At 62.6% G+C, this 25,952-nt stretch carries 24 protein-coding genes and 1 pseudogene; 12 read left to right on the forward strand and 13 right to left on the reverse strand.

What is annotated here, in order from left to right; all coding sequences use genetic code 11:
- Positions 1-59: 59 nt before the first annotated feature.
- The 6 genes and pseudogenes from X760_RS54280 to X760_RS54300 form a co-directional block, all read right to left on the reverse strand.
- Positions 60-455, reverse strand: a complete 396-nt coding sequence (locus tag X760_RS54280; RefSeq protein WP_023678380.1) for an acyl-CoA thioesterase — start codon at positions 453-455, stop codon at positions 60-62.
- A 157-nt stretch (positions 456-612) separates the two neighbouring features.
- A complete protein-coding gene (locus tag X760_RS54285) occupies positions 613-1,584 on the reverse strand; it encodes an MBL fold metallo-hydrolase (RefSeq protein ID WP_023719144.1) in 972 nt (323 codons plus the stop codon).
- Positions 1,585-1,850: 266 nt separating this feature from the next.
- Positions 1,851-2,006: pseudogene (locus X760_RS77960) on the reverse strand (LysR family transcriptional regulator); the annotation flags it as partial.
- A 165-nt stretch (positions 2,007-2,171) separates the two neighbouring features.
- On the reverse strand, positions 2,172-2,624 hold the full coding sequence (locus X760_RS54290) for a nuclear transport factor 2 family protein (protein WP_023719146.1): 453 nt from the start codon (positions 2,622-2,624) through the stop codon (positions 2,172-2,174).
- A 39-nt stretch (positions 2,625-2,663) separates the two neighbouring features.
- Positions 2,664-3,305 carry a hypothetical protein gene (locus X760_RS54295; protein ID WP_023719147.1) on the reverse strand — a complete coding sequence of 214 codons (642 nt, stop codon included), beginning with the start codon at positions 3,303-3,305 and terminating at the stop codon, positions 2,664-2,666.
- Between the two features lie 130 nt (positions 3,306-3,435).
- Entirely contained in the window at positions 3,436-4,722 is a 1,287-nt protein-coding gene (locus X760_RS54300; RefSeq protein WP_198030486.1) for a LuxR C-terminal-related transcriptional regulator, read from the reverse strand.
- Between X760_RS54300 and X760_RS77210 the strand changes: the two genes are divergently transcribed.
- A complete protein-coding gene (locus X760_RS77210) occupies positions 4,711-5,013 on the forward strand; it encodes a hypothetical protein (protein ID WP_198030487.1) in 303 nt (100 codons plus the stop codon). The genes X760_RS54300 and X760_RS77210 overlap by 12 nt on opposite strands.
- Positions 5,014-5,330: 317 nt before the next feature.
- Here the strand turns inward: X760_RS77210 and X760_RS54305 are convergent, their stop codons facing one another.
- Positions 5,331-6,266, reverse strand: a complete 936-nt coding sequence (locus X760_RS54305) for a LysR family transcriptional regulator (protein ID WP_023719149.1) — start codon at positions 6,264-6,266, stop codon at positions 5,331-5,333.
- Between the two features lie 105 nt (positions 6,267-6,371).
- Between X760_RS54305 and X760_RS54310 the strand changes: the two genes are divergently transcribed.
- Positions 6,372-7,163: an alpha/beta fold hydrolase gene (locus X760_RS54310; RefSeq protein ID WP_023719150.1), complete on the forward strand. Its 792-nt coding sequence runs from the start codon at positions 6,372-6,374 to the stop codon at positions 7,161-7,163.
- Between the two features lie 211 nt (positions 7,164-7,374).
- Positions 7,375-7,854, forward strand: a complete 480-nt coding sequence (locus X760_RS54315; RefSeq protein WP_051409675.1) for a GNAT family N-acetyltransferase — start codon at positions 7,375-7,377, stop codon at positions 7,852-7,854.
- Between the two features lie 16 nt (positions 7,855-7,870).
- Here X760_RS54315 and X760_RS0137975 read toward each other — a convergent pair whose 3' ends face one another.
- Entirely contained in the window at positions 7,871-8,479 is a 609-nt protein-coding gene (locus tag X760_RS0137975; RefSeq protein ID WP_198030488.1) for a hypothetical protein, read from the reverse strand.
- Between the two features lie 394 nt (positions 8,480-8,873).
- On the opposite strand from X760_RS0137975, the gene X760_RS74725 reads away from it, so the two are divergent.
- From X760_RS74725 to X760_RS54325, 3 genes are read left to right on the forward strand one after another with little or no spacing between them, the layout of a single operon-like run.
- Positions 8,874-9,488, forward strand: a complete 615-nt coding sequence (locus X760_RS74725; protein ID WP_198030489.1) for an SMI1/KNR4 family protein — start codon at positions 8,874-8,876, stop codon at positions 9,486-9,488.
- 35 nt (positions 9,489-9,523) lie between these two features.
- Complete coding sequence (locus X760_RS54320) at positions 9,524-11,140, forward strand: GMC family oxidoreductase N-terminal domain-containing protein (protein WP_023719153.1); 1,617 nt, start codon at positions 9,524-9,526, stop codon at positions 11,138-11,140.
- Positions 11,137-12,348, forward strand: a complete 1,212-nt coding sequence (locus X760_RS54325) for a mandelate racemase/muconate lactonizing enzyme family protein (RefSeq protein WP_023719154.1) — start codon at positions 11,137-11,139, stop codon at positions 12,346-12,348. The genes X760_RS54320 and X760_RS54325 overlap by 4 nt, the downstream gene beginning before the upstream one ends.
- Positions 12,349-12,439: 91 nt before the next feature.
- On the opposite strand, the gene X760_RS54330 is transcribed toward X760_RS54325, so the two are convergent.
- Positions 12,440-12,862: a GNAT family acetyltransferase gene (locus X760_RS54330; RefSeq protein ID WP_023719155.1), complete on the reverse strand. Its 423-nt coding sequence runs from the start codon at positions 12,860-12,862 to the stop codon at positions 12,440-12,442.
- Between the two features lie 129 nt (positions 12,863-12,991).
- A complete protein-coding gene (locus tag X760_RS54335) occupies positions 12,992-13,930 on the reverse strand; it encodes a diacylglycerol kinase family protein (protein WP_023719156.1) in 939 nt (312 codons plus the stop codon).
- A gap of 737 nt (positions 13,931-14,667) precedes the next feature.
- On the opposite strand from X760_RS54335, the gene X760_RS54340 reads away from it, so the two are divergent.
- The 3 genes from X760_RS54340 to X760_RS54350 all read left to right on the forward strand — a co-directional run bounded on the left by X760_RS54340 (position 14,668) and on the right by X760_RS54350 (position 16,915).
- The gene (locus tag X760_RS54340) at positions 14,668-15,102 is read left to right on the forward strand and encodes a DUF4383 domain-containing protein (protein WP_023719157.1); all 435 of its coding nucleotides are present in this window, start codon (positions 14,668-14,670) and stop codon (positions 15,100-15,102) included.
- 6 nt (positions 15,103-15,108) lie between these two features.
- Entirely contained in the window at positions 15,109-16,239 is a 1,131-nt protein-coding gene (locus tag X760_RS54345; protein WP_023719158.1) for a hypothetical protein, read from the forward strand.
- Positions 16,240-16,399: 160 nt separating this feature from the next.
- A complete protein-coding gene (locus X760_RS54350) occupies positions 16,400-16,915 on the forward strand; it encodes a hypothetical protein (RefSeq protein ID WP_023719159.1) in 516 nt (171 codons plus the stop codon).
- 8 nt (positions 16,916-16,923) lie between these two features.
- Here the strand turns inward: X760_RS54350 and X760_RS54355 are convergent, their stop codons facing one another.
- Positions 16,924-18,546 (reverse strand): FAD-binding oxidoreductase, encoded by a 1,623-nt coding sequence (locus X760_RS54355; RefSeq protein ID WP_023719160.1) that lies wholly within the window; start codon positions 18,544-18,546, stop codon positions 16,924-16,926.
- 118 nt (positions 18,547-18,664) lie between these two features.
- On the opposite strand from X760_RS54355, the gene X760_RS54360 reads away from it, so the two are divergent.
- Positions 18,665-19,162 carry a DUF2314 domain-containing protein gene (locus tag X760_RS54360; RefSeq protein ID WP_023719161.1) on the forward strand — a complete coding sequence of 166 codons (498 nt, stop codon included), beginning with the start codon at positions 18,665-18,667 and terminating at the stop codon, positions 19,160-19,162.
- 15 nt (positions 19,163-19,177) lie between these two features.
- On the opposite strand, the gene X760_RS54365 is transcribed toward X760_RS54360, so the two are convergent.
- Both X760_RS54365 and X760_RS54370 read right to left on the reverse strand, forming a co-directional pair.
- On the reverse strand, positions 19,178-20,149 hold the full coding sequence (locus tag X760_RS54365) for a DUF3137 domain-containing protein (protein WP_023719162.1): 972 nt from the start codon (positions 20,147-20,149) through the stop codon (positions 19,178-19,180).
- Positions 20,150-20,222: 73 nt separating this feature from the next.
- Entirely contained in the window at positions 20,223-21,260 is a 1,038-nt protein-coding gene (locus X760_RS54370; protein WP_023719163.1) for a CapA family protein, read from the reverse strand.
- 142 nt (positions 21,261-21,402) lie between these two features.
- Here X760_RS54370 and X760_RS54375 point away from each other — a divergent pair, with 142 nt between their 5' ends.
- A complete protein-coding gene (locus X760_RS54375; protein WP_023719164.1) occupies positions 21,403-22,656 on the forward strand; it encodes a hypothetical protein in 1,254 nt (417 codons plus the stop codon).
- A gap of 113 nt (positions 22,657-22,769) precedes the next feature.
- Positions 22,770-25,940: an excinuclease ABC subunit UvrB gene (uvrB, locus tag X760_RS54380; RefSeq protein ID WP_023719165.1), complete on the forward strand. Its 3,171-nt coding sequence runs from the start codon at positions 22,770-22,772 to the stop codon at positions 25,938-25,940.
- Positions 25,941-25,952 lie beyond the last annotated feature (12 nt).

Genomic DNA, 25,952 nt, shown 5'->3' on the forward strand with positions numbered 1-25,952 from the left:
CCCGCATCCCCCGCGCGGGAGAGACGGCTGTTTAAGTTCGTCTTCTGGAATCAGGCCGGTCAGCCTTCCGCCGGAACCGCCTTCGGCTTGCCTTCGCCGTCCAGCGCCACCATGACGAAGTCGGCATGGGTGACCTTCTCCATCAGGTCGGAGAGATAGCGCTGCGCCCAGGCCTCGACCTTGAGCGTCATCGAGGTGCGGCCGACCCGTTCGACATGCGTATAGATGCACAGCGTGTCGCCGATCTTCATCGGCTTGGCGAAGGACATTTCCTTCACCGCCGCCGTCACCACGCGGCCCTTGGCGCGCTCGGCGGCGCGGATGCCGCAGGCGAGATCCATCTGCGCCATCACCCAGCCGCCAAAGATATCGCCCGCCGCATTGGCATCGGAAGGCATGGCCAGCGTCCTGAGCGTCAGATCGCCGATCGGCCGCCCGTCCGCGTAATGCACCATTTGGCCAATCCTCTCGAAGCCGATCGTCCGATCCCGTATCGTCATGGCACGGACAGGTCAACGCCACTGAATAGTGTCGCGGCCTGACGTTCGGCGATGCACTCTATGGCCGAGGTGAGAAAGCTGGCGCGCCCGAGCGCTTACCAATAGGTGCGCTTTACAAAGCGGGCCACGGCGTCGGGACGTAGGCGTAGGCGTTGCCTTCGCGGATCACATGACCGATGCCTGGGAAGGGCAGGTGCATGCCTGCGACGAGCAGGCCATCCGCTGACACCATGTCGAGCACCTTCTTGCGTGTGGCGATTGCGGCCTCCTGGTCCACGTCGAAGGCGATTGCCCATTCCGGATGCGCAAATTGCAGCGCGGAGGCGTGGATTACGTCAGTGAAGAGCAGCAGGTTGGCATCACCAGAGCCAATCCGAAGCGCGAGATGCCCCGGCGTATGTCCGGGCGCAGGCAATGCCCTGATTCCGGGCGCGATCTCGACCTCGCCTTCGATCTTCCTGACTTTGCCATCGTAAGGCACCAGCGATTTGCGCGCTATTTCGAAGTACGGCTTCATCTGGTCGGGCGCCTTGGATAGGATCCCGTCATCGTGCCAGAAAGCGAATTCCGGCGCGGCAACCACGACCTCCGCTGCCGGGAAGGCGGCCTTGCCGCCAATCCCGACAAGGCCGTTGGCATGGTCGGGATGGAGGTGGGTGATGATTACCGTGTCGATTTCTTCCGGCCTGACGCCGGCGGCTGCGAGCGCCTCAGGTATATGTCCCAGTATAGGCCCCATCGCCGATGCCGTGCCGGTATCGATCAGCACCCGCCTGTCGCCCCTGGTGACAAGGTAAGCGTTGACCGAGGTCGGGAGTGCCTTTGGCAGGAATGCCTTTGCCAGGAGCGCTTCAGCGGCAGCCGGATCGGCGGAAGGGAAGAGTTCGAGGCCAAGATTGAGGTAGCCGTCGCTCAGCGCAGTAATCTCGAGGTCGCCGAGCATAAACCTGTGGGCGCTCGCAAGCGAAGCCGGAGACGGGGCGGCGATAGCCGCAGCGTTGCTCGCAAAGAGGTTGATAGGGGAAAGTAGCAGGGCGCTGGCACTAAAGGCGCCAAGGCCGAACGTTCGACGGTCGATATTCATGGTCTTGTCCTTCGAATGTGCAGATGAAACTAGTCGCAGGCTACGGGGTCGCCGCCAGGGCAGATGCCGACCCCTCGGACCACTCTTCGAGCGGGGTCGGCGCGGGTCATGGCGAACTCCTTGCGACATCAATAATGCGCCTCACAAGCAGCTGGAATAGCGACGGGATGCAGTTCACTGCTGCAAATTATGCAGCAATCAATTTAGGCGGGTAAGGCCGCTCGTTTGGCCGTCCGCTGAACGGCCTGGCCGAGCCCCGGCTTTGCCTACTGGACAGGCTTCCGAGGCTCGAGCGCTCGACGCAACGTCGGCGCCTCTTGCTCGATATGATCCCACAGACGGTTGGAGATCGGCCCGTGCGGCCGGTCGCGGCGGCGCGCCACCGCGAACTCCTCGGTACGGCCTGGCAGATGACGGCCGGACGCTCCACGCGAACGCAAGGAATGGCCGGATTGCTGGACTAGCTGGACGTTGAATGTGGATCAATTCGGGCTGAAAAGAAGCAAAGTTCTGGCTCCATGACGGCGGCAGAGCCGATGGTCCCGCCAGCGCAATTCCTTTCCCTGCCCGTTTCGGACCGACGCTTTTCAGAACGCGAAATCCGCGGACTGAACGACATCGGCTGGGAGCCAGGTTTCATGAACCTGCAAGATCTCGGGCCCGCGGCTGTAGCCGCGATCGCGGACCACCATCGTCGTGACCCGGCCATTGTTCGGTTCATCGGAGTCCTTCGCGTCGCGTTGCCATTCGTGGTAGTTCACGACCGCCAGGTCGGCGCTTTGATGGCTGATCCGGATGTCGCGTATTTTGATACAGAAGGCCGGATTCGATCCGTAGATGCTCTTCATGTAACCTGCGAAGTCTTTTTTCCCGAACGCCCTGCCGCCTGGCATGATGGCGACCAGATCGTCGCTGATCCGGTCGAGCGCGTTCTTCTTGAACGTCGCGTCGTCGCCAGGGCATCGGCCCGCCACCCAGTCGGTGAAGAATTCGTGGATGTCGTGGATCGTCGCCTCGATTTCCTTCGTTTGAAGGGACATTTTTTCCTCCTGTCTCAAGATGATGCTGGATCAGGCGCTTTACGCCGTGGCTTGCCCCGACCGGACGCTGCTTGAGGACAGCCCGTACCACGCGAGCCACAGGCACATGAGAAGCGAGGAAACCAGCCAGATCGGACCCCCGATGCCGATCCCGAGCTGCTCACCGAGTGTCCACCCGGTTGCCGAAAGGATACCGAACGCCGAGCCGACGATCGCGGCCCATCGGGGCAGTATCCCGACGTTATCGCGGGCGTCGTGATACGCGACAAGCGCTGTCGCCAAGGCCAGCGCCCAGAATCCGTTACCCATGCCGCCGGAAAACGCCCACCAGGTCATGAAGGCGTTGGTGTCACCCCGGTCGGCCACGACCGCGACCACCGATGCCTCGGCGACTGCGGTGGAGAACGTGGTCAGGGCGCCGAGAGCCATCACCATCCAGGCGGAACTCAGCATCGGCGAATGCCGGACCCGGGGGTTGAGCGCCAGGTTCAGGAACGAAGCGCCGGCGATCAGGAACAGCGCCGCTGCCGCCGTCCAATGGACCATAGCCCATCGCCCATGGCCCTCGGCGATATTCTGCATCTGAACAGACAAATCCGCGTCCGGTGGCCCGTGAAAGACGAGCGCAGCCGCCAGCAGCAGCGTTCCGGTGGCGAGCCAGACACCGCCCGGCCCGCTCATGCTGTTATTATTCGTTTGCATCGGGAAAACCTCCTGTGGCCTTTACCACGCCATGAAGTTTAGACCCGCGTCACGGTTGCCCGCTTCGGCGTAAATACCCACGCAGCGAGAAATTTTGGCTTGGGTAGGATTACCCAGATACGCCCATGCCGATCAGGCCGTGCTCGACCGCAAAGGCCGTGGCTGCCGCGCGCGTGCGCACGTTCAGCCGCGTCAGGATATCGCTAACGTGACGGTCTACCGTCCGCTGGCTCAGACCGAGCTCGCCGGCAATTTCCGGGTTGGTCAGGCCTGACGCGATCAGGCGCAGAACCTGCGTCTGTCTGAGGGTGAGAACTTCGCTGCCTGTCGCCGTCATGATAGCCCGCAGCTTGCCGGCAACGGCTTCGTCGGGGCGCGCGCCGAGCTCGCGGAAAAGTCTTATCGCTTCGTCCAGTTCGGTCTGCGCCGCTTCAGTATCGCCGGTTGCGAGACAGGCCCGCGCTGTCAGCACCCGCATCCGGGCAAGATGATAGGGCGCCCGAAGGTCCCAGAGGATCTCCACTGCGCGCCGGATATGGGCCAATGCCTCCGCGGCTCGACCAGCATGGATCAGCACCCGCGCGGTAGCCTCGGCGGCTGCGGCGCGGACTGCATCCGCGGAATATTGGCGCGCGCAGTCGCGCAGTGTTTCGCACAGTTCCCAGGCGTCATCGGCCGAACCGACAGCGAGAGTGATTTCCACCGCAGCCGGCAAGAGGCGGAGTTTGCCCGGAATGTCATCGACCGACTGCAGTGCGCGGCGGATCGCCGAAAGGGCCGGCTGCTCGTGCCCCTGCTGCAATCGCATAAGCGCCAGCCCCGGCTGCGGATCGAACCCGAGCCTGCTCGCTGCGCGATAGGCGGCATCGGCCTCGTCCCATTGGCCGCGGAGGCGAAAGACCTCGCCCTTCTGGTAGAATGCCGGACCGGCGTGGTGCTTCGAGGGCCCCTGCTGAAGGCGGATGCTGGCGACACTGGCCTCGCGGCCGGCCTCGTCCCAGTGGCCGTCGAGGATCAGGATTTCGGCCCGGTGGATCAGGCATCGGCCGGTGAAGGCAACGATGTCGGGCTGTCCCGCGCACCATCCGATCAGCGCCGATGTCCATTCCCTCGCCCGGCTCGTGGCATGAAATTTCTGACAGATCTCGATCACGCTGCAGTAGACCAGCCCGGTAACGATCGGTGAGAGCCGGCCCGAGGTGACCGAAACCATCGCTTCGTCCAGCAGTTCGAAGCCTCGCACATAGTCGCCGCGCACGATCAATATCCGACCCTGAAGGTGGCGCGCGATAGCCAAGAGGTCCGGATCTTCGCAGCGCTGTCCGATCTCCGCGGCACGTGTTGCGTGGGTGAATGCTTCGTCCGGACTGTCGGCGGCGAGGCATTGTTCGACCATTGGGAGCTGAAGGTAACCTTGTTCTGCACATTCCGGCGCATGATCCGCGACCAACCGGTTGGCGCGGGTCAGCCATCCGCTGCCTTGGGCGAATTCGCCGCGAAACATCAGGGTGAGCCCGATCCAGAAGCCGCAACGCGCTGCGGATCGTTCGCGTCCGTTCCGGAGATGCTCTTCGAAAGCCCTCTCGTAGTCCCGAACGAATTCCTCCTCGCGCCCAAGCATGTAGGCGGCTTCCCCGAGGCGCTGGAGCTCGGCGCCGCCAAGTTCACTGCGGCGGCCTCTGTCTGACAGTTCGCGGTGAAGCCTGGACCAATCTCCGCGATTGGCTAGCTCCGCATACGGATCCGATGCAACTGCACCGTCTTCCGGCGACTTGTCGGGTGATCGGTCGGAGGGCGCGGGCATATCCTCAGAATAGCACATATCTTGCTGAGGAGGTGGCGGCAGGTTACCGACATGGCAGAAGTTCGTTTCGGGCTCAATCGAGCCGTTCATCGCGTCCGCCGCCGAGGACCGGGAAGGGTCGCACCCTGCCGTCTGCAAGGTGTTTGTCCAGCGACTGTTGTGTGGCGAAACCGGCTAAAATCCCAGTCGTGTGAAACTTGTCATGGCCGCTTAGGTGTCATTTCGCCCTCTACCGGAACCGCCCCCAACGTCGGCGCCTCTTGCTCGATATAATCCCACAGACGGTTCGAGATCGGCCCGTGCGGCCGGTCGCGGCGGCGCGCCACCACCAACTCCTCGGTGCGGCCTGGCAGATGACGACCGGCAATGGATTGCAGGCGTCCGTCGCGCAGTTCTTCCTCGATCAGGAAGCGGGGCATGTGGCCCCATCCGAGGCCTTGCAGGATGATTTCCTTCTTCATGCCCTGATCGGCCACCATGCATTGAGGCGCACCCTCGATCATGAAGTAGTCTTGTCGCGGTGAATGGCGGGCCGTGTCGCGCATGACACATTGGGTGAACGCGTGCATCTGATCCGGCGTGATGGGGTGCTTGATGCGCTCCGGCAGAAAGCCCGAAGCCACCACGGGAACGAATGGCACCTTGCACAGATCGATCCATTCCACCCGCGGATCGCTCTTGTCGATCCAGTGCAGGATCAAATCGGCTTCGTCATCGAAGAGGCGCTCCCACGGGCCGCCCACCGCCTCGAAATGCAGGTGCAGGCGTGTGCCCGGACACTGGGCGAAGAACCGTCCGAGCATGCCCAGTGCCTGCGGGCGCGGGCAAAGGTCGCCGATCACCACATGGATCTCGCTTTCTTCGCCCATTGACAGCTGAGCAGCATGAAGCCGCAAGCCCTCGAGCTCGCGCAGCAGCGATTGTGCCCTGCGATGGAACGACAGCCCTGCCTCGGTGGGGCGCACGCGATAGCCGCTGCGATCCAAGAGAACGAGGTCGAGTTGCCGCTCCAGCTTTGCAACGGCTGCGAACACCGCCGGGTGCGAGCGATGCAGCATGGCCGCCGCAGGCTGAAAGCCGCCGCAGCGGACCACGGCATCGAAGCATTGCAGGTCGTGCAAGGTGAATTCGGCCATGTCAGCTTACATTACAGAGATTATCCCATCTTTGTAATATCATCAAAAGCGTGCCGCCGCTAGGCTTTGCCACGTTCAACGCTCCAAAAGGAAGGTGTATTCACCATGAATGAGCTGGATTTCGTGACCGTCGGCGATGGCACGCGCATCGCCTACCGCATCGACGGCGACGCCGGGCAGCCTGTGTTGGTGCTGTCGAATTCCATCGCCACCACGCTGCGGATGTGGGACATGCAGGTCGACGAGCTGTCGAAGCATTTCCGTGTTCTGCGCTATGATTTTCGCGGCCACGGAGGGTCGAGCGTTCCGGCCGGCGCTTATTCGCTCGACCGGCTTGGCCGCGACGTGATCGAGTTGCTCGACGCCCTGGGCATTGAACGCGTACACTTCCTCGGTCTGTCGTTGGGCGGCTTCGTCGGGCAGTGGCTCGGCATCCACGCGCCCGAGCGGATCGAGCGCTTGATCCTGAGCAACTCCTCATCCTACCTCGGACCGGCAAAGCAGTTTGACGAGCGGATTGCCGCCGTGCTGCAGGCGCCGGATATGCCCGAAACCGCCGAGATGTTCCTGGGCAACTGGTTTCCTGCGCGTATGCTGGCGGCCAACGAGCCCGTCATCGAAGAATTTCGCGCCATGCTGCTGGCTATCGACCGGCAAGGCTTGGCTGGCTTGTTCGCGGCGGTTCGCGATGCGGACCTTCGCCGAACCATAGCGCTGATTTCCAGGCCAACGCTGGTAATCGCCGGCCGGCACGACACTGTGACAGCCGCCAGCCATAGCGAGCTGATCGCGGCGACGGTGCCCGGCGCGAAACTGGTTGTCCTGCCCGCGGTTCACTTGTCGAACGTCGAGTACCCCGTAGAATTCATGCAGGCCGTGCTCGGTTTTCTGCGCTGAGATGGAGCACTGAGTGAAACCCCGTTTTCGAACATCCCCCGCATGGACCGCAACCTATGATGCACTAACACGTAGCTCAGGCTAGACTGGGCAAGGTAGGTAGCGGATGACGGCTGACATGGAACTTGGCTTTCGCCCACTGACGCCCGATCTGTGGCCGGCGCTCGAGGACCTGTTCGGTGACAGCGCCGTCTGCAGTCGCTGTTGGTGTATGCACGGACGGATCGGTCGTTCTTACCGAAAGAGACCCGGCGAGGAAAACAAGGCCGCGTTCCGGCAGGACGTCCAGCATGGTCCGCCTCCAGGCGTACTTGCTTTCGACGGCGATACGGCTGTCGGATGGTGTCAGGTGACACCGCGAGATGCCCTGCCCTGGCTCGATCGGCTGTGGCAGCTCAAGCGTGTGGATGATGCGCCGGTCTGGTCCTTGTCCTGCCTCTACGTGCGAAAACGATACCGCAGGCGGGGCGTAACATTCCAGCTGATTGCGGAAGCACTGGAAGTCGCAAGGCGCGCAAATGCTCCTGTGCTCGAAGCCTATCCTTTCGACGCCGACGTATCGCCGAGCGCTTCCGGCAGCGGATATGCCTCCACCTTCGCGCGCGCCGGGTTCAGGGTCGTCGCTCGCAGAACGCCGGCCCGCCCGATCATGCGCTATGATTTCAAGCAGATTGCCGATCATCGCCTGTGATCGCAGCTTGAAGTTGTCATCCAGCCGCTATTGCGCCCGCTTCTCTTCTCGCTTTTGCGAGGATGGTCGTCTCCGGCGCAACGGCAAATTGCTCACAAAATGCATCGATGTGATGCTGGCCCCGACCCGCGTCTCCAACGGCAACAAGGGCCAAGCCCCAGGCGAGGTCTGTTTGCACATAGTTTTCCAACGAAAAACGTCGAAATTTCATCTTGGATCGTCGTTCGAAACTAGCAGCAACGTCCTTTAGTGCGGTGATTCTGGACCAGTCCTGCTGGGCAGCATTGAGCGCCGCCAAAGCTGCGCGTTCAACCTGATAGGAGCTATCGCTACTATAGAATGAGCACCAGTTGGGAATCCGGCCCGATGAATCTATCGGGTCAATGCAAAGGTCAAAATTCGCTGACTTCGCCGTCCTTTTCCACCGGAGGCTTCCGCCTCTGAAAAGTGGCACAAAGTCGATCGAGACGCCCCAACAGGCGGAGAAGGTCATGCCTTTCAACATCTGAAATTTCAGCAGATAGCGTATGTGATCTGTTGGACGGCCAACCCAGAACAAATCCCCTACTCGTTGAAAATCGGATGCCAAGCCGCCTTCCAATGCTCCAGCGGCAATGTCGCCCAACGCTTTACCACGCTGAGGCGCACGACGGAGGTCTGGCTGCCGACGAAATCTTTCGATCAAGCGGGAGAACATCTAACCTCTTCAACGGCAATCGTAAATGTTGAGCGTCACCGGCGAACATTACTGAACGCAAACAGATTAATCAAAGCCGTAGCGAGGCTCACCGACATTGCAACAGCAAGACTAGACTTCGGTAGCGGATCGCAGCTTGGCAAGTCTCACGTCTCCGGCCGAACGAACTGGCTGGCGACCTTAGGTTGTAGGCGCGAAAGTCACCGTCGGGCGTGATTACCAACTCTGTGGTGTTCGCCCGTTGTTTTCGATGTGATAGATCAGGTTGACAAGGTAGACCCTAGAACCCGTCAAAAGTGGGTAAATGGAGCTATTAGGGACAATGCGTTCGCAGGAAGAATGGTCAAGCAATGAAGACGCTCGTGCATACAGAGAGCTCCGAACCCTAGTCGATAAATGGAAACGCCTTGGGACGAAGACCTATCCGGATGGAACGGAGTGGATCGGACATACGCCAGATCGGGCTCCTGAAGCATATTTGCACCAGCTGTATGCTCCGCTTGGCGCCGTCGGAGTTGGGCAGATGGAGTCTGAAATTTCGTGCCGACTTCCAGATAATTTCCGTTGCTTTCTCATGCTCCACAACGGGATAGGTCTGTTTGCGAATTATATAAGCGTCTATGGGCTGCGACGTAGCTGGTCACGCACGAATTTGGTGGAGGCGGGTCAACAACCCTTCTCCATACTGGAACCAAATATAAAGAGACGACCAGGCAATGCACCAGACGATGTTCTCTTTATTGGTGCGCTAGGGGACAATGACGATTTAATTGGCATGAATCCGGACGGGAGGGTCTTTCGCTGGGAGAGTGATGATCCTCTGTCCGGTTCGATTAAGTCCTACACGAGCGTGTTNATTCAAACCGAATATCACCAGTCGCTTTTTTCACATCGGATGCCGGAAGACCCGGCGACGCCGCGTCGCGCCCAAGCCTAGGTTAGAGCCGAATTCCGGAGCCAGCCGCAGCCACCATGCAAACCTATGACTTCATCATCGTCGGTTCCGGCTCGGCCGGCTCGGTCCTGGCCGAAAGGCTGTCGGCTTCCGGCCGCTTCTCGGTGCTGGTGCTCGAGGCCGGCGGCAGCGACCGTCGCTTCTACGTCCAGATGCCGCTCGGCTACGGCAAGACCTTCTTCGACCCGGCGGTCAACTGGAACTACAAGGCCGAGCCGGATCCGGGTCTGGCCGGCAATGTCGACCACTGGCCGCGCGGCAAGCTGCTCGGCGGCTCGAGCTCGATCAACGCCATGGTCTGGATCAGGGGCGCGCGCGAGGATTTCGACGCTTGGGCAGCGGCCGGCAATCCCGGCTGGGGCTTCGATGACCTGCTGCCCGCCTTCAAGGCGCTGGAGGATAACCAGGCCGGCGCCGACCAATGGCGCGGCGTCGGCGGGCCGCTGCATATCACCGACTGCTCGACCTCCGTCCATCCGCTCACCAAGCGCTATCTCGCCGCCGCCAACCAAGCCGGCCTGCCGCTCAACCCGGATTTCAACGGCGCCTCGCAGGAAGGCGCCGGCGTCTACCAGATCACCACCAGGAACGGCCGCCGCATGTCGGCGGCGCGCGCCTTCCTGCGCCCGGCGATGAAGCGTAAAAACGTCCGCGTCGAGATCAACGCCCTGGCGACAAAAATCCTGTTCGAGGGCAAACGCGCCGTCGGCATCGAATATCTCCAGAATGGCGCGACGAAAACCGCCCGCGCCGGCCGCGAGATCATCCTGTCGGGCGGTTCGGTCAATTCGCCTCAACTTCTCCAGCTTTCCGGTGTCGGCCCGTCGGCGCTTCTTGGCGCGCTCGGCATTCCCGTCGTTCACGCCAACGAGAATGTCGGGGCAAACCTGCAGGACCACGTCGGCATCAACTACACGTTCAAGGGCAGGCTGCCGACGCTCAACCAGATCCTGCGCCCGTGGTGGGGCAAACTGCTGGTCGGCATGCAGTACGTGTTTTTGCGCTCGGGCCCGCTGTCGCTGTCGATGAACAATGCCGGCGGCTTCTTTCGCACCGATCCGGCCACGGCACGGCCCAACATGCAGCTCTATTTCCAGGCGTTTTCAACCGTCATTCCGAAGAGCGGCGAACGCCCGATCCTGACGCCCGATCCATGGCCGGGCTTTTCCATCGGGCTGTCCAATTGCCGTCCGTCGAGCCGCGGCGAAATCATGATCCGTTCCGCCAATCCGCGCGATTATCCCAAAATCGTCGCCAATGCCTTTTCGACCGAGGCGGACGTCGCTGAAATGCTGGCGGCGGTGAAATTCGTCAGGAAGATCGCCTCGATGCCGGCGATGGCCGAGATCATCGAGGAAGAGGTTTTGCCCGGTCCCTCGATCACCTCCGACGCGGATCTCATTCAGGATTTCAGGAAGCGCTCGGGCACCGTCTATCACCCGGTCTCGACCTGCCGCATGGGGCCGGACGCGGCGCACGCCGTCGTCGATCCGCGCCTCAAGGTACACGGCCTCGAGGCGTTGCGCGTTATCGACGCCTCGATCTTTCCCGACAACATAACCGGCAACACCAACGCCGCCGCGATCATGACCGGATGGAAGGGCGCCGAACTGGTTCTGGAGGATCAGAAATGAAAATCACCGACGTCAAGACCTGGGTGGTCGGCAATCCGCCGCCCGGCATCGGCGGTAAGTATTTCATCTTCGTCAAGCTCACCACCGATGGCGGCGTCGTCGGCTATGGCGAGGCCTACAACGCCACCTTCTCGGCTCATGTCACGGCGAAAATGGTCGAGGACATGGCCGAGCGTTATCTGATCGGCCGCGACCCGCACGATATCGAGACCTTCTTCCGCCGCGCCTATTCGTCCGGCTTCACCCAGAGGCCCGACGTGTCGGGCATGGGCTGTTTCTCGGCGCTGGAAATCGCCTGCTGGGACATTATCGGCAAAGAGGCCGGCAAGCCGGTCTACAAGTTGCTCGGCGGCCAGGTGCATGAAACGCTGCGTTCCTATACCTACCTCTACCCGCACAGCGGCAGCGTCCACACCGAGGACGCCCGCGGCAAGAACGTCTACAACGATCCCGATATGGCCGCCGCCTGCGCGCTCGAATATGTCGAGCAGGGTTTTAACGCGGTCAAGCTCGACCCAGCTGGCCCCTACACAGCCTTCGACGGCCACCAGCCGCGCCTCGTCGACATCGATCTCTCCGCCCGTATGGTCAAGGCGATCCGCGACGCGGTCGGCACAAGAGCCGACATCCTGTTCGGCACGCACGGCCAGTTCACCGCATCGGGTGCGCTGCGCCTCGCTCGCGCCATCGAGCCCTATGATCCGCTGTGGTTCGAGGAGCCGGTGCCGCCCGACATGCCCGAGGTCATGGCTCAAGTGGCGCGCGGCACTTCGATCCCGATCGCGACAGGGGAAAGACTGACGACGAAGTTCGAATTTGCCCGCGTTATCGAGAACCGTGCGGCGACCATTCTGCAGCCCGACCTCGGCCGCTCCGGCGGCATTCTCGAAACCAAGAAGATCGCCGCCATGGCCGAAGCCTATCACATCCAGGTCGCGCCACACTGCTATTGCGGGCCGATCGTCGGCGCCGCCAACATCCAGCTCGCGGTAACGCTGCCCAACTTCCTCATTCTGGAATCGCTGAAGCAGTGGGGCGGCTTCCACGAAAAGCTGCTGAAGAAGAAGATCGAATGGCAGGACGGCAACGTCATCCCGTCGAAGGAGCCAGGCCTCGGTGTCGAACTCGACGAAGCCGTCTGCGAGGCGCATCCCTGGACCGGCAAGGACCTGCATTTGCAGATGATGCAGACGCCGCTGATGCCGTGAGCGAGCGCCATGCCTTTATCGGCCTTGGCCATCCCGGCAGCCACCCGCCAGCCTGATCCGCAACGCCTTTACCATCGCCGTCCGTGCCAGCTCAGGCCTTGGAGAGCAGTTTGCTCATGCTCACGCGCTGCTCGACCTCATACCCGCACTTGCGGTAGAACCCGAGGACCGCTGAGTTGGAAGCGACAACTTGGAGGTTGATCTTTACGCAGCCAAGGGCGGCGAGCCGTTTTTCGGCTTCCTGGATGAGGGCCTCTCCGATCCCCTTGTGGCGATGGGATTGCAGGACGGCGATCCGGGAAATCCAGCCCCGGTGGCCATCATATCCAGCCATGATCGAACCGACGACCCGGCCAGATTCAAGCACAACCAAAAAGAGGTTCGGCTGGTATCTCAGCTTCTCGGGGATCGAAATATGAGCCGCGTTCCAAGGGCTGTCATCGGGGAATGCGTCCCGCCAAAGCGTATCAACCCCGTCAAAATGACTGTCGGTGTATTCAATGGTCGAGAACATTCATGTCCGTTCCAACTGGCCCGACCGGGGTTGTCTGACATCAGGCAGAATATCAGCAATTTCAAAGCGCTGAATGTATCTGCGGAATCAAAGCGGTAACGACCGGATTCAAAGTCTCAACACCTTGATTCAATATCTCAGCGTCAATGCGCCGGGCAGGATCTCGAAAGTTGCTGGTATGCGACCCGGCGATTCGCCGTCTATGTCGATCAGCGCGGCGTTCTTTTGCACATCGCCGAGCGGCTCGACAACCACTTTCTTGCCGCGCAGGATGGTGATCGCCGGATGGTTGCGGTGCCGCCCGCCATAGAGCAGGCGGATGTCCCAGATCAGCTTCAGCTTGCCGGCGGCGCGCAGGATGACGATGTCGAACTCGCCGTCGTTAAGCTCGGCGTCGGGCGCGATCATCATGCCGCCGCCGAAGAATTTGCCGTTGGCCACCGCCACCAATGCCATGCGCGCCTCGACCGGGGCACCGTCGTCGATGGTGATCGCAACCTCCTGGAACCGATAGCGGAGGAATTCCCAGACCGTGCGCCAGTAGAACAGTGCCTTGGCCGAAACCTTGCCCTTGCGCCTGTCGGCGTTGACGGCACGGTCGGTGGCGCCGGAAAGCCCGAGGCTGGCGATGTTGATGAAATGGCGGCTGGCCAGTGCGCCATGGTCGTCGACATAGCTGATGCAGCCGGCATCGACCTTGCGCGGCTTGGCCTCGGCAATCCGCTTCAGCGTCAGATCGACATTGTTCGACAGGCCGAGCCCGCGGGCGAAGTCGATGCCGGTGCCGCAAGGCAGCAGCCCAAGTTCAGCCGTCCGGCCGCTTTCCCGGAAAGCCTTCAGCAGCCCGTCGGCGACTTCGCTGGCGGTGCCGTCGCCGCCGGCCGCGATCACCAGCTCGAAGCCGATGGCGGCAAGGTCGAGCGCCAGCCGTTCGGCATCCCCCTCGGCCTGCGTTTCACGCAGCTCGAAATCACCGAAATGTCTTTTCAGCGAAGCCGCAACCTCCGGCCAATGCCGCTTGAGCCTGCCGCCGCCGGCGATCGGATTGAGAACCACCGCGACCTTCAAGCCTGCCTCCCCAAGGCCATCGAACACGCCTTCCAATCATTTGCCGGCATTGAAGCCCGCGCAGGGCCGCGGGGCAAGGGTCGATTACCCGACAATGCGGCTTCGGCATCGAGGCGGCAAATCCCGACCGGCGGCGGCAGAGATCGGAAAGTCGCTATTTTGGCAGGGTCAGTCCCCGATAATCCCGCTATCCACAGGCATGCGGCAGTTCCGCCAAACGCTTATCCGACGTACGTTAAAACCCATCTCAGGCGGCTACCGATCGCCACGCCGAAAGGCAAAGCGGAACGGCGGATTTCCTGAGGCCCGTACGGCCCTGAACGAGAACAGGCTTGCTTGTTGGAGGGATGGACGCCGAGACCTACGGGGCCGCGGGAAGCGTGCGAACGCCGACGGCGGACCGATGCTGCCATGAAGGACGGCAAAAACCTTCGATGGCGCGCTGGGCAAAGCTCGCAAGAGTGGAGACCGGCGTGGTCCGGAACGGACGCTGCCCTCGGGTGGCGACTGGCAGGACCGTCAAAATCAAGGCCGGCATGGCGCGACATCTTTCGGGAGTTGCTGCCGCGACCGTGTCCTGATCTGACAGGGAGGCGCTGGGAGAAATCCCGGCGCCGACTGTCTTTGTGGCCCCGCCTGACGATTTTGCCGGCGACGCTTCACGCTGCGCCAAAATCAGCTACTATCCATTTGCCGTCGGGGGCCGTTTAAAGGGGCCGACGGCAGGGGGACATTTCATGACGCTCATCCAGAAGCTTGCTGTTGCCTATGCTTTCCTGTTCTTCGGCGTTGTTGCCATCGGCTATGTGCCGGCTTTCAACGACGCCGGCGGCAATCTGTTCGGCCTGTTCTCGCTGCAATGGTACGACGATTTGCTGCACGCCTTCTCCGGCGTCTGGGCGCTGGCCGCCGCCTTCATCTCGCACCGCCAGGCGGTGTTCTATTTCAAGCTGTTCGGCTCGGTCTATCTGTTCGACGGCGTGCTCGGGCTGGTCACCGGTTCCGGCTGCCTCGATGGCGGCATTTTCATCAACGGCTTCCGCTCCCTGAACGACATCGAATTCCCGGCCCGCTTCTTCGCCAACCTGCCGCACATCGTCATCGGCGGCTTCGCCGTCTACGTCGGGTTCTGGCTGTCGAAACGCGTGTACGACCATTTCGCCACGGCCTGACCGGCCATGTTCCTGTTTCGCTGGCTGAAGCGCATCATCAAGGCGATCCTCTGGCTCGTCGTCATTGTCGTGTTGATCCCGATCGCCGGGCTGGCCTACGGCTTTCTCACCACGCCGTCGCTGGACACAACACCATTGCCGGGCATCGCCGGGGGTGCTCCGCCAAAGGCGCTGGCCGACAAGGTCCGTGCCGAGATCTCCGGCTACCAACGGCCGGAGGAATCGACCTTTCTCACCTATCCGGAATGGGCCATCGTCTACGCCGCCCGCGAATATGCCGGCTTTGTCGACAAGAACCAGCCGAGCGGCTTCCCTTATCTCTCCTATATCGGCCGCTTCTGGCAGGATTACGCGATGGTCACCCGCGCCAGCTCCGCCTACAAGTTCAACCTCGACAACCACCAGATGCTGGTGATCATCGGCACCAGCCACACGATCGAGCACGCCATCCAGTGGGCCTATGAAAATACGGTCGGCCGCATTACCGAAGCGACAGCCGGCAAGCGCACCACCGTCGACATCTACCAGGCCAAGGTCGCGGCCGACTACGCCGGTTTTCTCGATCAGGTGCCGTGGTACCAGTTTCCCTATGCCGAAAAACGTGCCGGCCTGTTAGCCGTCCAGCCGGCGCCGGACGACAGCGCCGTCCGCGCCGGCGAACGCAAGCTCGCCTTCGGCCTCGCCTACACCATCAAGCAGGGTTACGCCGATCTGATCAAGTCGGCGCTCGCCGCCACCACCGACCCGGCCTTGCTCGACATCCACGTCTGGGCCAAGGGTCCGGTCAGCGAGGTGACCCGCAACGAGCCCGACACCTTGCTGGAGCGCGATCTCGGCGCCGACGGCACGGTCTTCGTCACCAGGCGCTATCAGGTGTTCACCGACATGATCCCGCGCCTGATCGGCAAGGGCGTCTCCTTCGTCGAAATCGGCGGCAATGACGAGATCATGGTCACCGTGCTTTCCAATGACGAGATCAATGTTCCCCAAGGCGCACGCACCTTGTTCAGCTACCCGCTTCCGGCGGAACCTTCGACGCGCCGCACCGGCCTGACCGTCGCCGTGCGCAAGCTGCACGTCGTGCTGCCGGCGCTGATGACGGCGGGCGCCAGGCTCGAGCACGTCTACGACTACTGAGGCCTTTCGGTCACAGCCGGCCTCGGCAAGACGTTGCGTGATGCTCCGCCACGCTCATTCCACAATCGCGGCCAAATCCCGCCTTGTTCCGCAACGATTGATGATGCCGTAGCACTTTGATCTTGCGCACATGCGCCGGGCAATTCGGAGGGACAAGACCGTGATCAAGACCGCCCTTGTCGCCATGACCATCGTCGGCTGCGACTGCGACGCCAGGCTTTGCGAATATATCGGCGAGACGCCCGCCAAGTGGTCGACCATCGCTGAATGCGAAGCGGCGATGAAAAGCCAGATGCTGCACGAGCGCAATTTCGATTATCCGCTGGTCTCGGGCATCTGCCGGACACAGAACTCGTCTTCGTCATCGCAGCTCGCGGCGACCACTTCGGAGCCCGAATTGACGACGGCCAGTACGGCCGCGACAGAGCCGCTGCCAGCAGAACTGAGCCATCGGCCCAGTGCAGCGGTCGGAACGCAGGCGACGGCGACGGAAACAGAAGCCGTCCGGCCGGTCGCCTACGAAGCGGCGGTCGATGGCGGCAGCGCCCTGCTCTACCGCACGAAGACCGGTTACGCCGTGGTCAAGACCGATCTCGGCCGCGCCGCGTCGGCAACGATCGGCATCGCCAGGCGCTCGGCGAACTGGCTGGCGGCGAAGCTGCCTGACGGTCTGTAACCGGCACTTCAGGCCGTGCCGATCAGTGCCTTGATGGCGCGGTAAAAAGTCGAGGAAAACAGCTCCCCCGGATCGTATTGCCGCTTCTTCGCCAGGAAGGACGGCAGTTCCGGATAGGAGGCAAGCAGCTCCTTGCCCGTGTAGTGGAGTTGGTAGGGCAGGAAAAAACGCCCGCCATGCTTGATCGTCACGTCGATCAGCGCCCTTGTCAGTGCCCGCATCCTGGCATTGCCGTCGGCGTCGGTCGGCTGATTGATGTAGAGCACCAGCGAATAGGCCGGCTCCGGCGCATAATTCAGCGCCACATCCTCCTTGTGGACGATGCGTACCGACGCGTTGAGCACCGGCAGGCTCTGGTTGCGCAGGATCTCGCGCGCTTCCGCGATGAACGGGTTATAGGCCGCCCGCGGGATGAAATATTCGTGCAGTATGTCGGTCTCGTCGAGCAGGTCGTTGAACAGATAGGGCACTGAATCGTGCATCGGGTTGTTGCGCGTGACCAGGCAGGCCTCGCCCTCGGCCATTGCCGTCGTCCGCGCCACCGTGCAGCTCTCGAATTGCGGCTCCAGCGTCTTTTCGGTGAACCATTTCAGCTCCTGGAACAGGCTGCCCCATTTCGCCAGGTTGATGATCACCCGCTTGAGCCCAACCGAGCCCGGTTCACCGATTGCCGGCTGGTCGGCCGGCGGCTGGTCGGCGACCTTGTCATAGCGATAGACGATCATATCCTCGAGGAAATTGCCCGGCGCAGTCGACAGATGCCCATAAAACAGACCAATCGCCCTGTTTGGCTCCAGCACCTCGGCGAAGAACGTCGGGAAATCGTCCGATTTGATGATCTCGCGCGAGGTGCGGTAGACGGCGTTGTCGACGATGTCGAGTGTCGCCTCCAGCACCACGCCGAACAGGCCGTAGCCGCCGACGACGTGGCGGAACAGCTCGGTGTTTTCGGCCGGTGAGCAGGTCGTCACCGAACCGTCGGCCAGCATCACCCGCATCGAACGGATCGAGCCGGCGACCGAGCCGGCCTGATGGTCCATGCCATGCGCGTTGACCGACAGCGAGCCGCCGACCGAAAAGATGTCGGTCGACTGCATCGCCTTCACCGCGAAGCGCGGGTGCAAAAGGTTCTGGATGTCGTGCCAGCGCGCGCCCGGCTGCAAGGTCATCGCCTTCGCCGCCGCATCGATGCTGATCTTGTTGAATTTGCGCATGTCGAGGACCAGTGCGTTATCGTCGAAGGCGTGGCCGCCCATCGAGTGGCGCACCGCCGCGACCGAGACCTTCAGGCCATTGGTGCGGGCAAAGGCCAACGCGCTCGCAATGTGGTTTTCCTCGCTGACTTCGATAACGCCGTAGACCGGCGTCATCGAAAGGCCGCTGGCATCGTTGATGTCGCCGCCCTTGGTCAGCCATGGCAGCGACGGATCGTAGGCTGGCGCGTTCTCCAGCGGCTTCAGCGCCAGGTCGATGCCGTCAATGTCGGCAATGCGCCCGGAATTCTTCTGCGCCGACGGGCCGCGGGCCAGCCGCGCCACGGTCGTGCCGCCCCAGACCATCGCGCCGCCGACCACCGCCGCACCCAGCAGCAACCGCCGCGACAGGCGAAACCCCTTGCGTTCCTCGATCATAGCCCCACCCCACTGTCCCAGGAATAGCGCCGGATGGAGACAAAAACCAGTTGCCAATCAGACGTTCGGCGAATGATGATCCGGTTTGTCTGGCGGAAATGTCGAAAGCAGTCTCACCATGAAGCTTGCAGCCCGTACCGCACTTGCCATGTTGCTCGCGTTTGCTCCGGCATCATCAGCCGGCGCGCAGACTCCTGGTCAAGGCGACGACAAGGTCGTCAGCGTAGCTGGCGACGATCCGGAGATGGCGGCCGCTATCGAGCAGGCGCGTGCCGGTCTCGACGACTTCCTGGCATTGGCCGACGCGCCGCCATCCGGAACGGCCGACTTCCAATTGAAAGTCATGGTCAGGGATGGGGACGCCACTGAACATTTCTGGGTCATTCCCTTCCACCGTACGGCGGCCGGATTTGCGGGAACCTTGGACAACGAGCCGCAGACCGTTCACAACGTCGTGGCAGGCCAGGAGATCGAATTCAGCCGGGACGATATTTCCGACTGGGGCTATATGAAGAACGGCCGCCGGGTGGGAAGTTTCACTGTCTGCGTTCTCTTCAAAAAGATGTCGAAGGATGACGCCGACTATTATCGCCAGAACTATGGCTTCGATTGTTGACGGCTGAATTCCAGTTCAACCGGCTTCTACATCCTTCACGCCGATCTTTCGTACCAGTGCCGCGGTCGCCAGGATCGCGCCCATGTCGGCGATCATCGGCGCGACGTGTTTGGTGTAGTCGAGACGCGTGGAGATATCCGGCAGCTCGAAGAAATTCCTTTCCTGCGGCAGCAGCAGGAAACCGTCACTGCCGCTGAGCGCAACGCGTGCCGGATCGTTCGGCCGGGTTTCGCCGAGCCATTGCAGCGCCTGCGCCAGCCGCCCGGTCACCAGCGGCCGCGCCGCCTCGATATTGTCGGTGCGGAACTCGTAGGCGGCATCGAGCTCCGGCACGCCGCTGGACAATTCCTGCATCTTGCTGCCGAAGATGCCGCGGAAGAAGCCGACGACCTTGTTGGTCCGGCGCGCGGCGACCAATGTGCCGGGGAACGGCACGATCGTCTCGAAGGCGACGATGACGCCCTTGAACACTGCCGTCGTGCTCTTGCCCGTCCCTTCCCGGAGATCTGCTTCGTAAAGCTCGAACGGAAACCCTTCATAGCGGCCGGAAAAAACATCGTCGAAAGACTGCCGGTTGAACGGGCCAACCGTCTCGCGCGGCAACCGGTCGAACGAATTCGGCTTGACGTTGTGCCGGTATTGCATGTTCTCGATGAAGCCGAAGACGATCGGCAGCAGAGTGCTGCGGAACGACTGCCGCAATTTGCCCGCCGGCTTGATCGCCTTGAAATAGAGCAGGATCGCCGCCAGGAAGCCGCCGATATAGAGGAACACATGCGGGGTCGAGAACCACTGCTCGTTCGGGTCGGCAACCTCGTTGAAAAGCCAGGCCACAAGCGCCACGAACACCAGCAGCAGTCCGATGAACATCGGCACCCGCCAGCGCGTCTGGCGATGGGCCGAAGCTCTTTCGGCCTCGTAGACCTCGATGTTCTTCCTGATGCCGGCGATCACCGCTTCGCTCGGCATGAAATCCGCTGTTTCCATCGCCCACCCGCCGCCACAAGCCTGCCCGCGTAGCGCATGATAGCCGGTTTTGTGGACCGCGTCAGCGCAGCCGTCAGCGCGCGGCGAAGATCGCATCAAGGCGGGCCAGAACCCTTTGCCTCGATTTTCCCGCCAGCGCTTCAACCGGCACCAGCCGCTCATGATCGCCGGTGCGCAGCCGCATGAAGGCATGCAGCCGGTAGGCGGCGATGGCCCCGCGCGTGCCGGGATCGGCGCTGATGTCGACGACGAGAATGGCGCCGATACGGCCCGGCCATGGCTGGCGCGCGAAGCCGGTGCCGAAGAAATCGCCGAGCCCATAGGCAACGAGCGACTTGCCGATCCGCTCGATCGGCTGCACGACGTGGGCATGATGCCCGGCGACCAGGCCGACGCCACGTTCGGCCAGCAGCCGCGCCAGTGCCCGTGTCTTCGCACGCGGAAAATGCCGGAATTCCCAATCCCAATGCGGCACCGCGCAGAGGAAGTCGACACCCAAAGCGGCGTCGCGCGGCCATTGTCCCGGGTCGCTTGCCATCGAGACACGGCCCGCGAACTGGACCGCGTCGGCATTGCGCCACAAGGTAAAGGCGGCAAGGCCGATGGTCAGTTCCCCGACTGCAAACCGCTCGACTGGAGCCCCAGCACCGATCGTGCGGATGCCGAGCCGCGCCAGCACGGCAACGGTCTCGTCGAAGCCGGCAATGCCCTGGTCGAGCACATGGTTGTTGGCCAGCGACAGCACCAGTCTTTCCGGCGAAATGCCGGCGGCGGCCAGCGCCTCGGCAAGAAACCGCTCGCTCATCGCATGGTGCGTGCCAAGCCTTGTGCCCCAAACGGCGCTCGGCCGTTCCACCACCGGGCTTTCGCAATTGCCGACTACCAGATCGGCCGAGGCGAGCAGCGCCGCGATCGCCGGATCGCATTCCGGCGCGCTGCGATTGGCCACCGCCGAGATGTCGCCGACGAAAGCCAGCCGTACCGTCCGCACCGGCGCCGGTTCGAGCAGGGTTGCCGCCATCGGAGCGAAGCCGCGAGCAGCGCCGCCGAGCGAAGGCCGGAGGAAACGGGGAAGCCAGGACAGTTTGTAGGAAAGCGGATAATTCGACACGCGACGCCCAATCGTTTGCCCTGTGTAGACCGTCCGCCGGATTGATTGAAGCTTCGACTGTTATCGGTGAACCACAGGGCTACAGGCGCGCGAACCAAATGCGTGTATGATCCACTGCGGAGCGACAAAAGGGGCGATCACGATGAAGCGTTTTTCCAGGCTGATGGCAGGCGCCATCGTTCTTCTCCTGCCGCTGTCCTCGGCCGGAGCCGCGGCTCCCGAACCGGCGGCCCTGTTCGAGGCAAAAACCGTAGCTAAACGCGACAGCACTCTTGCCGCTCTGGAAGCCGCCGCGCCCGGCGATCCGGCCGCGACCTACGCCGCCGGCGCCGGCGAATTCTTCACCGCGCTGGAGATCCTGGCCGGCGGTCTGCACCGCCACGGTTTCGACAGCCCGCAATCCTTCATGCTGCCGCTGATGCGGCTGCCGGTGCCGGATAACGCCAATCCCGAGCCGCTGACCTACGACCAATTCCGTGCCATTCTCGTCGCCTTTCGCGACCGGTTGGAGAAATCCGCAGCCACGCTCGGTTCGGTACCCGCCGACGCCGACATCGGCATGGTCATCGACCTCATCCGTCTCGGCATCGACCTCAATGAGGACGGCACGATCGCGCCGGACGAAAGCGCCGCCGCGATCATGGCGTCTCTGTCACGCGGCGGTGGTGCGCCAGACGCGGCCGCACCCGCCTTCACGTTCCGCTTCGACCGCGCCGACGGTTATTGGCTGCAGGGCTATGCCGAGTTCCTGATGGCGCAGGCCGACTTCTGGCTGGCGCATGATTTCAGGAACACGTTCGACGGCTCCTTCCACATGCTGTTCCCCCACGCCAAACTGCCGCTTCAGGACACGCTCGTGCCGCTGGACGGCGGCAAGGGCGGCGGCATCCTGACGTCCGAATGGCGCCTCGCCGACTTCATCTCCCTGGTGCACCTCATCAACTGGCAAGTGGTCGAGCCTGAGCGCCGGCAAGCGGCACGCCGCCATCTCATGGAAATGATCAGGCTGTCGCGCGAGGACTGGAAAGCCATCCGCGCCGAAACCGACAATGACCGTGAATGGCTGCCCGGGCCGCAGCAGAAAGGCGCCAGCCCGCTCACCGGCCTCGAGGTCGGCGAGCAGCAGGTGCAGGCCTGGCTCGCCGCCCTGGCCATGGCCGAGGATCTGCTGGAAGGCCGCACCTTGCTGCCGCATTTCCGCATCGCCGACAAAGGCATCAACATGAAGCGCTTCTTCGACGAGCCGAAGCCCTTCGACCTGGTGCTGTCGATCACCGGCCCGGCCATCGCGCCCTATCTCGAACGCGGCAAGATTCTCACCAGCGAGGAGTTCAACCAGATCCAGCGCCAATTCGGCGGCGCCGGGTTTCTGACATTTGCGCTTTGGTTTAATTGAGCGGGAAACTTGGACGGTGCTCCTGACACCCTTCTGTCAGCAGCTGGATTGTGCCTCGCGCCCCTTGGCACTCCGCTCTTTCCATTTTGGCCGATACCTCCCATATTCGGGCCATGGCCAGACTCTCCGACAAGAAAACGCCGCCGCCGGCGAATGACGATCGCGCATCGCCGCCCAAGCGGCGCAGTCCGCTGACCGATTTCCTCGATGCCTCGGAGCCACTGCACGGCTTTGCCGAAGCGCCGCAGGCCGAGCTCACCGGCGCGCCGCTAACCGGCTCGATCGCCGACTGGGCCGAGCAGATCGAGCAGGAAGCCGAGAAGGAAGGGCGCGTTTCCGGCAAAGTCGGCGGCAAATTAGCGAAGTCGGCGAAAAAGATCCCCGAGCGCTCGTCTTCCCCCGGCCGTACGGCACGCGGCACCTCGATGGGCGGCGCGGCTTCGGCGCGGGAGCGCACCGCGGCCGGTCTCAATCCTGTCGCCGGCCTCGATGTCTCACTGGAAGAGGCCGAGACCATGGCTTCGGGCGGCGTCACCGCCACCGTCGCGGCGCTGTCGGCGCTGATCGAATCCGGCAATCCGCTGCACAAGGACGGCGTGCTGTGGACGCCGCACCGCCCTGCCCGGCCGGAAAAATCCGAAGGCGGCATCGCCATCAAGATGGTCTCGGATTTCGAGCCGGCCGGCGACCAGCCGACGGCGATCAAGGATCTGGTCGAGGGTGTCAACAGCAACGACCGCACCCAGGTGCTGCTCGGCGTCACCGGCTCGGGCAAGACCTTCACCATGGCTAAGGTGATCGAGGAGACGCAACGCCCCGCTCTGATCCTGGCGCCCAACAAGACGCTTGCCGCGCAGCTCTATTCCGAGTTCAAGAAATTCTTCCCGGAAAACGCCGTCGAGTATTTTGTCAGCTACTACGACTATTACCAGCCTGAGGCCTATGTGCCCCGGACCGACACCTACATCGAGAAGGAATCCTCGATCAACGAGCAGATCGATCGCATGCGCCACTCGGCGACGCGCTCGCTGCTCGAGCGTGACGACGTCATCATCGTCGCCTCGGTCTCCTGCATCTACGGTATCGGCTCGGTCGAGACCTATACGGCGATGACCTTCCAGATGCAGATCGGCGACCGCCTAGACCAGCGCGCGTTGCTCGCCGACCTCGTCGCCCAGCAATACAAGCGCCAGGACATAAACTTCGTCCGCGGCTCGTTCCGGGTGCGCGGCGACACGATCGAGATCTTCCCGGCTCACCTCGAGGACCGTGCCTGGCGCATCTCGTTGTTCGGCGACGAGATCGAGGCGATCACCGAATTCGATCCGCTGACGGGCCAAAAGACCGGCGAGCTGAAGAGCGTCAAGATCTACGCCAATTCGCACTATGTGACGCCGCGCCCGACCTTGAACCAGGCCATCAAGTCGATCAAGGAAGAACTCAAGCATAGGCTGGTCGAACTCGAACGGGCCGGTCGGTTGCTGGAGGCGCAGCGGCTGGAGCAGCGCACCCGCTTCGACCTGGAGATGCTTGAGGCGACCGGCTCCTGCGCCGGCATCGAGAATTACTCGCGCTATCTGACCGGCCGCCAGCCGGGCGATCCGCCGCCGACCTTGTTCGAATACATCCCCGACAATGCGTTGGTCTTTGTCGACGAAAGCCACGTCACCGTACCGCAGATCGGCGGCATGTATCGCGGCGACTTTCGCCGCAAGGCGACGCTGGCCGAGTACGGGTTCCGCCTGCCGTCCTGCATGGACAACCGGCCGCTGCGCTTCGAGGAGTGGGACGCCATGCGCCCGCTGTCCGTCGCGGTTTCGGCAACGCCCGGCGGCTGGGAGATGGAGCAGTCCGGCGGTGTTTTCGCCGAGCAGGTCATCCGCCCGACCGGCCTGATCGACCCGCCGGTCGAGGTGCGCCCGGCCAAGACGCAGGTCGACGATGTGGTGGGCGAAATCCGCGAGACCACCAAGGCCGGCTACCGCACGCTGGTCACCGTGCTGACCAAACGTATGGCCGAGGACCTGACCGAGTATCTGCATGAGCAAGGCATTCGCGTGCGCTACATGCACTCCGACATCGACACGCTGGAGCGTATCGAGATCCTGCGCGATCTGCGCCTCGGCGCCTTCGACGTGCTGGTCGGTATCAACCTGTTGCGCGAAGGCCTCGACATTCCCGAATGCGGCTTCGTCGCCATTCTCGATGCCGACAAGGAAGGTTTTCTGCGCTCCGAGACATCGCTGATCCAGACCATCGGCCGCGCCGCCAGAAACGTCGACGGCAAGGTCATCCTCTATGCCGACCAGATCACCGGCTCAATGGAGCGGGCGATGGCCGAGACCAACCGCCGTCGCGAAAAGCAGATGGAGTGGAACGCGGCCAACGGCATCACCCCGGAATCGGTCAAGTCGCGCATTTCGGACATCCTGGACTCGGTTTACGAGAAGGACCATGTCCGCGCCGACATCTCGCAGTTCACCGACAGCGCCGGCGCGATGATGGGCAACAATCTGAAAGCCCATCTCGACGCGATGGACAAGCAGATGCGCGACGCCGCCGCCAACCTCGATTTCGAGAAGGCGGCCCGCATCCGCGACGAGATCAAGCGGCTGCGCGAGATGGAACTGTCCATCTCCGACGATCCTTTGGCCAAATATGCCGACATGGAAAGCCCGGTCTCGGGCCGCGAAAAGGGCAAGCACAACAAGGGCGTGGCCAAACATCGTACATCAGAGGAACAGGAGCGTTTCCGCAAGCTCGACGAGGCACGTGCCGCCGAAGAGGCAGCCAAGGCTGCACGGCCCAACCTCTTCCGCAAGCCGGAGCTCGACGAAATGGGCGCCGACGGCGCCGTACCGGTGAAGAAGCCGCTGTTTGCCAAGCCGTCGCTGGACGATATGGGGCCTGGCACCGACATGACGACGCCGTCAGGCGCAGTGTCCCGTTCGCTGTTCAAGAAGCAGTCGGCGCAGGAGGCGCACGGCTCCGATTTCGGCATTCCCGGCGAACCGGCCAAACCGCTGTTCAAGAAGAACTCGCTCGACGAGATGACGGTGCGGCGCACGGAAAAGCCGGTCGAGGGAAAAGTGCCGGCCAAGCCACAGCCGATCTCCCCCCAAGTGGGGGAGATGCCCGGCAGGGCAGAGGGGGGCGCGAAGGATCGCGACGATTCCGCGAAGCCAATCGTCCGCCAGCGCGCCGGCATCGGCTCCTACGAAGATCCGGCCGATGCCCGCCGCGAAAAGCGTCGTCCTGGCAAGACTGGCAGACCAGGGAAATAGCAGCGGTTCTAC

This window comes from Mesorhizobium sp. LSHC420B00, assembly GCF_000503055.1.
In the GTDB taxonomy this organism is placed as follows: Bacteria; Pseudomonadota; Alphaproteobacteria; order Rhizobiales; family Rhizobiaceae; genus Mesorhizobium.